The following is a 7,843-nucleotide window of genomic DNA, read 5'->3' as shown; positions in this document are numbered from 1 at the left end:
ATCCTGTAAGTCTAGTGGTGATGGCGAAGAGGTCACACCTGTTCCCATTCCGAACACAGAAGTTAAGCTCTTCAGCGCCGATGGTAGTTGGGGTGTTTCCCCTGCGAGAGTAGGACATCGCTAGGCAGCTATTCCACCGTAGCTCAGTGGTAGAGCAATCGGCTGTTAACCGATCGGTCGTAGGTTCGAATCCTACCGGTGGAGCCATTATAATGCTTCCATAGCTCAGTAGGTAGAGCACTTCCATGGTAAGGAAGAGGTCGCCGGTTCAAGCCCGGCTGGAAGCTTCGGACGATTGATACAAGCCATTTATATGGCCCGTTGGTCAAGTGGTTAAGACACCGCCCTTTCACGGCGGTAACACGGGTTCGAATCCCGTACGGGTCACCATTTTAATATTCAAAGTATACCAGTTATTATGGAGGATTAGCTCAGCTGGGAGAGCACCTGCCTTACAAGCAGGGGGTCGGCGGTTCGAGCCCGTCATCCTCCACCATTTTAGTTAATCATATATCATGTATGTTTTTAGCTAATTTTTTTATACTAAGAAGGTATACTTTTTGCCGGTCTAGCTCAATTGGTAGAGCAACTGACTTGTAATCAGTAGGTTGGGGGTTCAAGTCCTCTGGCCGGCACCACTGTTTGTGGAGGGGTAGCGAAGTGGCTAAACGCGGCGGACTGTAAATCCGCTCCCTCAGGGTTCGGCGGTTCGAATCCGTCCCCCTCCACCATTGTTGGGCCATAGCCAAGCGGTAAGGCAACGGGTTTTGGTCCCGTGATGCCCAGGTTCGAATCCTGGTGGCCCAGCCATTTTCATTTTAAAAATCTTGGAAGAGATTTTTTCTATAGGAGCCATTAGCTCAGTTGGTAGAGCATCTGACTTTTAATCAGAGGGTCGCAGGTTCGAATCCTGCATGGCTCATTTTTATATTTGTTTATCGAAAATTCGGCTTTCACTACTTTATAGTGATGGACGTTTTTTTACTTTCAGAAAGTATTCCTAATTATTGCGGAAGTAGTTCAGTGGTAGAACACCACCTTGCCAAGGTGGGGGTCGCGGGTTCGAATCCCGTCTTCCGCTCCATAAAAAAATATGGGGCCTTAGCTCAGCTGGGAGAGCGCCTGCCTTGCACGCAGGAGGTCAGCGGTTCGATCCCGCTAGGCTCCACCATATTTGTGAAACCTATCTTAAATAGGTTTTTTTATTTTGTCTTTTTTAAGGATTTCTTTGAGTTGCTAGATATTTTTTAAAAATAACAATTGAATAAAAATACTGTATATATATACAAAATTTTGTCCGGTTGAACCATTCCCCTTTCTCTATCTAAAATAAGAGGAGGTTAAAGGAGGAAGGAATATGATGAATAAAACGATTTCGTTAGTTGGAGTGCCGATGGATTTAGGACAGAATCGTCGTGGAGTAGACATGGGACCTAGTGCCATTCGTTATGCTGGGGTGTTGGATCGATTGGAAGCGCTTAACCTCACAATTGAAGATTTAGGTGATATTCAAATTCATCAGCCAGAACGTCATCAAAGAGATAATAGAAGTAATTTACGGAATCTAGAAGAAGTAGCAGAAGGAAATACAAAACTTGCTAATGTTGTAGATGATATTATTCAAAAAGGGAACTTTCCACTAGTGTTAGGCGGCGATCATAGTATTGCAATAGGTACGCTAGCTGGTTTAGCAAAGACCCAAAAGAACTTAGGCGTTATTTGGTATGATGCTCATGGAGATTTAAATACATCAGAGACTTCACCGTCAGGAAATATTCATGGGATGCCGCTAGCTGTTAGTATAGGTCTTGGGCATGAAAAACTCGTTAATATTGGTGAAGAAGGCGCGAAAGTGAAACCAGAAAACATCGTTATTATTGGTGCCAGGTCACTTGATGATGGAGAACGCTCCTTAATAAGAGAAAAAGGAATCAAAGTATTTACCATGCATGAAGTGGATCGGTTAGGAATGTCTAATGTGATGAATGAAACGATTCAATATTTAAAAGAACGCGTAGACAATGTCCATTTAAGCTTAGATTTGGATGGCTTAGATCCTCAAGATGCACCTGGAGTTGGAACACCAGTAATTGGCGGAATGAGTTATCGTGAGAGTCATTTAGCTATGGAAATGCTAGCAGAAGCAAAAATCATTACTTCGGCAGAGTTTGTTGAAGTCAATCCGATATTAGATGAGAAAAACAAAACTGCTTCCATTGCAGTTGGATTAATGGCTTCTCTATTAGGGGAAAAATTGCTATAATTATAGTAAGAAAATTTGCACAGCAACTTATGTAAATGAGTTGCTGCCTTTTTTATATAGAAACGATCGGATTGAAGAATTTTACACCGAATGTCTTTGACTAATCTTAATTTATTTCTTCTGATCACCAAAGAAAAATAAAAAGTTTTTTAAAAAAGGTGAAACCTGATTTGTAAGGTGTTCGTATATAGTAAGAACCCGCAGATCAAGCGGAGGTATAGTAGATGGAAAATTTCATCAGACAGAAAATAAAACAAATCAAAAAAGGTGATCAAGCAGCTTTTGAGGAAGTTGTAAGCTTTTATCAAAATAAAGTTTATCAGATCTGTTATCGAATGTTAGGTAATTCCCACGAGGCAGAAGACATCGCACAAGAAGCATTTATAAGAGCATATACAAATATACACTCCTTTGATGATAAAAGAAAATTTTCAACCTGGATTTACCGAATAGCGACCAATTTATCGATTGATCGAATTCGAAAAAAGAAGCCAGATTACTTTTTAGATGCTGAGGTTCAAGGTACGGAAGGATTGAACATGTATTCTCAGCTATCAGCGGATCAACCATTACCAGAGGAAGAAGTAGAAACATTAGAACTTCAAAGTTATATTCAAAAACAAATCCAATCATTACCTGAAAAGTATCGATCGATTATAACGCTCCGTTATGTAGACGATTTATCGTTACAAGAAATTAGTGAAATATTGGATATGCCTATTGGTACTGTTAAAACTCGAATACACCGTGGTAGAGAAGCTTTACGTAAAAAGCTTCGGGATCTGTAAAGGAGTGAAATAATGAGTTGTCCAAATAAGTACGTGGAGTACATGCATAAATATCTCGATAAGGAGATAACTAAAGAAGAAGAACAGGTGCTAAAAGAACACCTTATGACATGTGAGGACTGCCAAGGGCATTTTCATGAGTTAAAAAGAACTATCACTTTGCTACAAAGCACCAGTAATATCCAAGCGCCTGCAAATTTTACAAGAAATGTTATGGCAAGCTTACCAAAAGAAAAGAAACGCATTAGCTATCAACGTTGGTTTAAAGCTCATCCAATCGTTACGGCTGCAGCTATCTTCTTTTTATTAATATTTACGAGTCTTTCTTCAATGTGGAATGAAAATGAGCAATTAACCGTATCCAAAACAGAAGGTATTGTTATCGAAGGCAATACGGTAATTGTTCCAGAAGGGCAAGTTGTTCAAGGTGATTTGCTTGTAAAAAACGGTAATCTTCAAATAGAAGGTAAAGTCGAAGGTAATGTGACGTTAATTAATGGTGAAAATTTACTAGCATCAGCAGGAGAAGTAACAGGAAAAATTGAAGAAATTAACCAGGTTTTTGAGTGGCTTTGGTACCATACGAAAAAGACAGTAGGAGACTTATTTACCTTTACAATTAAAGGATTTTAATAATTGAATTGTGGTTATTATTTTGGACATAAAAGTATTTTTTTCTATGTCCTTTTTTGTGCTAACTTTTTCACAAAATTGTCAGCATTTAGTATGAAACCCCTACTTTCTTTGTAAACTCCTTGTAAATAGGAAGATACGGATAAATATGGTATAATATAAACAGTTTGACAAAATATATGATACATGTAAATTACATCTGCTGAAGGAAGTGTGTACATGTCGGATGGGGGATTTGATTTCGTAGAGCTTTTACGAATTATTATAGATATCGCCCTTGTATGGTTTGTTTTATATAAATTGTTTATGTTAGTTCGTGGGACGAAAGCTGTCCAATTAATAAAAGGAATTGTCGTGATTCTCGCAATTTTCTTCCTGAGTTTCCTGTTTCAGCTTCAAACCGTTCAATGGCTCATGGAGCAGGCGTTGGCCTGGGGATTTGTTATTGTAGCAATTCTTTTCCAGCCAGAACTTCGAAGAGCACTCGAACAATTGGGCCGTGGAAAGTTCTTTTCTCGTAATACCCATAACGAGCAACAGGAAATGCAAGATATTATAGAAGCAATCGTAAAATCTTGTAATTATATGGCGAAGCGTCGTATTGGTGCGCTTATTTCTATGCAGTTAGAAACAGGCATGGGGGACTATGTCGAAACAGGGATACCGATACGTGGTAAAATAACAAGTGAATTATTGACTAATATATTTGTACCGAATACACCTTTGCATGATGGTGCTGTTATATTAAGTGAAGATCAAATTGTTGCAGCAGCATGTTATCTTCCTTTGTCAGAAAGTCCTTTTATTTCAAAAGAACTCGGAACAAGGCATCGTGCTGCACTAGGAGTAAGTGAAGTCACGGATGCGCTAACTATTGTAGTGTCTGAGGAGACAGGTTCCATTTCCATAACGAAGAATGGGGAGTTACATCGTAATTTAGATGAGCATACGATAAGAGAAATGTTGAAAAATGCATTGAACCCTACCTTTAATCAGGCAACAAAAGGTTGGATTTGGAGGGGGAAGAAAAATGGATAAATGGCTAAAGACCCCTTGGTTTATCCGAGTTATCTCCTTATTATTGGCTATTGCTTTATACTTGTCCGTGAGTATAAGCCAGGATGGAGAAGATAGGCCTGAGCTAGACTTTTTCTCCAACTTTTCCGATGAGGCAGCTACAATTGAAGATGTTCCGTTACAGGTAAAAGTAGACGAAGAAAAATATGTCGTACTTGGAGTGCCTCAAACAGTGAATGTATTAATTGAAGGCTCCAAAAGTCTTGTAGCGACTACCGAAACGACTAGAAATTTTGATTTGTTTATTGACCTTACCGAACTTGAAGCTGGAACACATGAAGTGAATGTTCAATATCAAGGGCTTTCGAATCAATTAAAGGTGCAAATTGATCCAGCAACTATAGCTGTAACAATAGAAGAAAGAGGAACTGCGGAATATAGTGTAGAAATTGAAATGTTAAATCAAGATTCACTTAACGAAGAGTTCCGATTAGGGACGCCGGTTATAGCACCTGAAAAAGTTCAAGTTACAGGATCTACTTCTGAAGTTGAGAAAATAGCGATTGTAAAAGCGATTGTGGACTTAGCTGGAGTCACAGATAAAATCGAAATTAAAAATGCTCCTGTGAAAGTGTATGATCAACAAGGGAATGAATTAAATGTTTTCGTTAATCCTTCCACTGTAAACGTAGAAATCCCTATAGAAGTAGGAATGAAGGAAGTTCCTATATCCTATACCACTACCGGGGAGCTTCCGGAGGGAATGAGTCTTCAATCCATATCATTAGAAGCGGAAAAAGTCGCGGTTTATGGACAAGCTTCTGTATTAAATGCAATTGAAAAAATTGAGGACTTAGAGATAAATCTGTCCCAAATTACAGAGGATCAAACGATAGAAGTGAATATACCTTTACCTCAAGGTGCTACTAAAGTCGAACCATCTACGCTTGAGGTGAAAATTGATGTAGAGGAAACGCAAGAAAAAGTGTTTGAGGATGTCCCAATCGAGGTATTAAATTTAGCATCGAACAAAGAAATAACGTTTGTGGATCCGGAAGAAGGGGTTGTGAACGTCTCAATTTTCGGAACCGCGAAACAGCTAGAAAGCTTTACTGCAGACGATATCTCGGCTTCAATTGATGTAAATGGCTTTATTGAAGGAGAATTTCAAACAGCCATAAACATTAAAGGACCAGAGAATTATATAATTACATCCAATAAAGAAAATGCACGAGTTCGAATTGAGTAAATAAATAGTTTGGAAATAGAACGAAGGAGCGATCAGAAAATGGGTAAATATTTTGGTACGGATGGTGTCCGTGGTGTTGCAAACAAAGAGTTAACACCAGAATTAGCATTTAAGGTAGGACGATATGGAGGATACGTACTAACGAAGGATAATGAAAAACGTCCGAAAATTTTAATTGGCCGTGACACCCGTATCTCTGGTCACATGCTAGAGGGTGCTCTAGTTGCAGGCCTACTTTCCATTGGCGCAGAGGTTATGCGAATTGGGGTCATTTCCACACCAGGTGTAGCATTTTTGACAAAAGCGCTTGGTGCTGATGCAGGTGTTATGATTTCAGCTTCCCATAACCCAGTTGAAGACAACGGTATCAAATTCTTCGGTTCGGACGGATTTAAGTTGTCGGATGAACAAGAAAATCAAATTGAAGCATTAATTGATTCTAGCGAGGATACGTTACCACGACCTGTCGGAGCAGATGTTGGTCAAGTAAATGATTACTTTGAAGGTGGCCAAAAATACTTACAATACTTAAAGCAAACAATTGATGTTGACTTTGATGGTCTACATATTGCCCTAGATTGTGCAAATGGTGCAACATCATCATTAGCGCCACATTTATTTGCTGATTTGGAAGCGGAGATTACAACGATCGGCACATCACCGGACGGTTTAAACATTAATGATGGTGTTGGCTCGACTCATCCAGAAGGTCTTCGTAAAATAGTCGTAGAATCCGGAGCCGATATTGGTCTTGCTTTTGATGGAGATGGCGATCGCTTAATTGCTATTGATGAAAAAGGCAATATCGTGGATGGGGATCAAATCATGTATATTTGCGGTAAGTTTCTTAAAGAAAAAGGCCGCTTAAAGCAAAACACAATTGTCTCTACCATTATGAGTAACATTGGTTTTTATAAAGCCGTTGAAGCGAATGGCATGCAAAGTGTAAAAACTACTGTAGGTGACCGATATGTTATGGAAGAAATGCGTAAAAGTGATTACAACTTCGGTGGAGAACAATCTGGGCATTTAATCTTCTTGGATTATACGACGACAGGAGACGGTATGTTATCTGCATTGCAGCTCGTAAGTGTCTTAAAAGAAACGAATAAGCCACTTTCTGAATTAGCAGCGGAAATGGAAAAGTTCCCACAAGTTCTAAAAAACGTGAAGGTTACAGATAAGCATCAAGTGGATTCAAATCCTACCATTCTTGAAGAAATTAAGAAGGTAGAAAGTGAATTAGGGAATGAAGGACGTGTTCTTGTTCGTCCATCAGGTACAGAATCATTAGTTCGAGTAATGGTTGAAGCTCCAACTAAGGAAGCTTGTGAAAAATTTGTGGATCAAGTTGTAGCGGTAATTGAACAAGAATTAGGTCTCTAAGTTTATTTATGCGCAGGAACGCCAGGAGCGACCTGCGCATATTGTGATTTTGAAGAAATATTTTAAGAAACCCAACAAAAATATTTAGGATTGACGAATATTATCTTATTCGGCTACAATGGAACTTGTACTTTAAAAATTTACAAACTATGTAAATTTATGCGTACTTCATTCAAGAATGGAAAAGGAGGATCGAGGGTAATTTATATAAAAGCGCCAGGACTAATGCGGTGAGTAGAACTCACATTTACCATTAGTTGACGAGGAGGAGGTTATCGAGTTTTTCGGCGGATGCCTCCCGGTTGCTGCATCTCAACCGACTATTTAGAATTTAAAGCTTATGAGGCGACTCTTTGTACAAAAGTTCTAAATAAGATGCAATATTGGTGAGGTACTTCTTTTTTACAACATTCGTTTTTATGTGAAAAACGGATTGTTTCCTATTGGTGAAAAATGTAAAAATATGTACCTTCTAATATTACCTTTTATCGAAACGTATACTAAAAA

6 protein-coding genes, 10 tRNA genes and 1 rRNA gene are annotated in these 7,843 nt (G+C 38.9%); all 17 read left to right on the top strand.

Going from position 1 to position 7,843, the window contains the following annotated elements:
• Positions 1-10 precede the first annotated feature (10 nt).
• The 17 genes from rrf (at position 11) to glmM (ending at position 7,336) form a co-directional block, all read left to right on the top strand.
• Positions 11-126: ribosomal RNA gene (gene rrf / locus C1A05_RS17470) — 5S ribosomal RNA — on the top strand.
• Positions 127-132: 6 nt separating this feature from the next.
• Positions 133-207, top strand: a tRNA-Asn gene (locus C1A05_RS17465).
• 7 nt (positions 208-214) lie between these two features.
• A tRNA-Thr gene (locus C1A05_RS17460) sits at positions 215-287 on the top strand.
• Between the two features lie 28 nt (positions 288-315).
• Positions 316-390: transfer RNA gene (locus tag C1A05_RS17455), tRNA-Glu, on the top strand.
• A 30-nt stretch (positions 391-420) separates the two neighbouring features.
• Positions 421-496: transfer RNA gene (locus C1A05_RS17450), tRNA-Val, on the top strand.
• A 66-nt stretch (positions 497-562) separates the two neighbouring features.
• Positions 563-638 (top strand) — tRNA-Thr (locus C1A05_RS17445).
• A gap of 8 nt (positions 639-646) precedes the next feature.
• Positions 647-731, top strand: a tRNA-Tyr gene (locus C1A05_RS17440).
• Positions 732-735: 4 nt separating this feature from the next.
• Positions 736-810 (top strand) — tRNA-Gln (locus C1A05_RS17435).
• A 39-nt stretch (positions 811-849) separates the two neighbouring features.
• A tRNA-Lys gene (locus C1A05_RS17430) sits at positions 850-922 on the top strand.
• A gap of 87 nt (positions 923-1,009) precedes the next feature.
• Positions 1,010-1,084: transfer RNA gene (locus C1A05_RS17425), tRNA-Gly, on the top strand.
• An 11-nt stretch (positions 1,085-1,095) separates the two neighbouring features.
• Positions 1,096-1,171 (top strand) — tRNA-Ala (locus tag C1A05_RS17420).
• A 189-nt stretch (positions 1,172-1,360) separates the two neighbouring features.
• Positions 1,361-2,263, top strand: coding sequence for an arginase (gene rocF / locus C1A05_RS17415; protein ID WP_102029514.1), 903 nt, complete (start codon positions 1,361-1,363; stop codon positions 2,261-2,263).
• Between the two features lie 224 nt (positions 2,264-2,487).
• Positions 2,488-3,051, top strand: coding sequence for an RNA polymerase sigma factor SigW (gene sigW / locus C1A05_RS17410; protein ID WP_102029511.1), 564 nt, complete (start codon positions 2,488-2,490; stop codon positions 3,049-3,051).
• A 12-nt stretch (positions 3,052-3,063) separates the two neighbouring features.
• Complete coding sequence (locus C1A05_RS17405) at positions 3,064-3,684, top strand: anti-sigma factor family protein (protein WP_102029510.1); 621 nt, start codon at positions 3,064-3,066, stop codon at positions 3,682-3,684.
• A 219-nt stretch (positions 3,685-3,903) separates the two neighbouring features.
• Positions 3,904-4,722, top strand: coding sequence for a diadenylate cyclase CdaA (gene cdaA / locus C1A05_RS17400; RefSeq protein WP_102029509.1), 819 nt, complete (start codon positions 3,904-3,906; stop codon positions 4,720-4,722).
• Positions 4,715-5,950 (top strand): CdaR family protein, encoded by a 1,236-nt coding sequence (locus tag C1A05_RS17395; protein WP_102029508.1) that lies wholly within the window; start codon positions 4,715-4,717, stop codon positions 5,948-5,950. The genes cdaA and C1A05_RS17395 overlap by 8 nt, the downstream gene beginning before the upstream one ends.
• Before the next feature lie 39 nt (positions 5,951-5,989).
• Positions 5,990-7,336 (top strand): phosphoglucosamine mutase, encoded by a 1,347-nt coding sequence (glmM, locus tag C1A05_RS17390; RefSeq protein ID WP_102029507.1) that lies wholly within the window; start codon positions 5,990-5,992, stop codon positions 7,334-7,336.
• Positions 7,337-7,843 lie beyond the last annotated feature (507 nt).

The organism is Salirhabdus sp. Marseille-P4669 (assembly GCF_900240405.1).
GTDB lineage: Bacteria > Bacillota > Bacilli > Bacillales > Alkalibacillaceae > OEQK01.
The sequence above is the reverse complement of the archived record's forward strand: the minus strand, read 5'-3'. Positions and strand labels throughout refer to the sequence as shown.

Excerpts from the sequence above, each read along its gene's own strand:
- rocF (WP_102029514.1), top strand. The coding sequence starts at position 1,361 with ATGAATAAAACGATTTCGTTAGTTGGAGTGCCGATGGATTTAGGACAG.
- sigW (WP_102029511.1), top strand. The coding sequence starts at position 2,488 with ATGGAAAATTTCATCAGACAGAAAATAAAACAAATCAAAAAAGGTGAT.
- C1A05_RS17405 (WP_102029510.1), top strand. The coding sequence starts at position 3,064 with ATGAGTTGTCCAAATAAGTACGTGGAGTACATGCATAAATATCTCGAT.
- cdaA (WP_102029509.1), top strand. The coding sequence starts at position 3,904 with ATGTCGGATGGGGGATTTGATTTCGTAGAGCTTTTACGAATTATTATA.
- C1A05_RS17395 (WP_102029508.1), top strand. The coding sequence starts at position 4,715 with ATGGATAAATGGCTAAAGACCCCTTGGTTTATCCGAGTTATCTCCTTA.
- glmM (WP_102029507.1), top strand. The coding sequence starts at position 5,990 with ATGGGTAAATATTTTGGTACGGATGGTGTCCGTGGTGTTGCAAACAAA.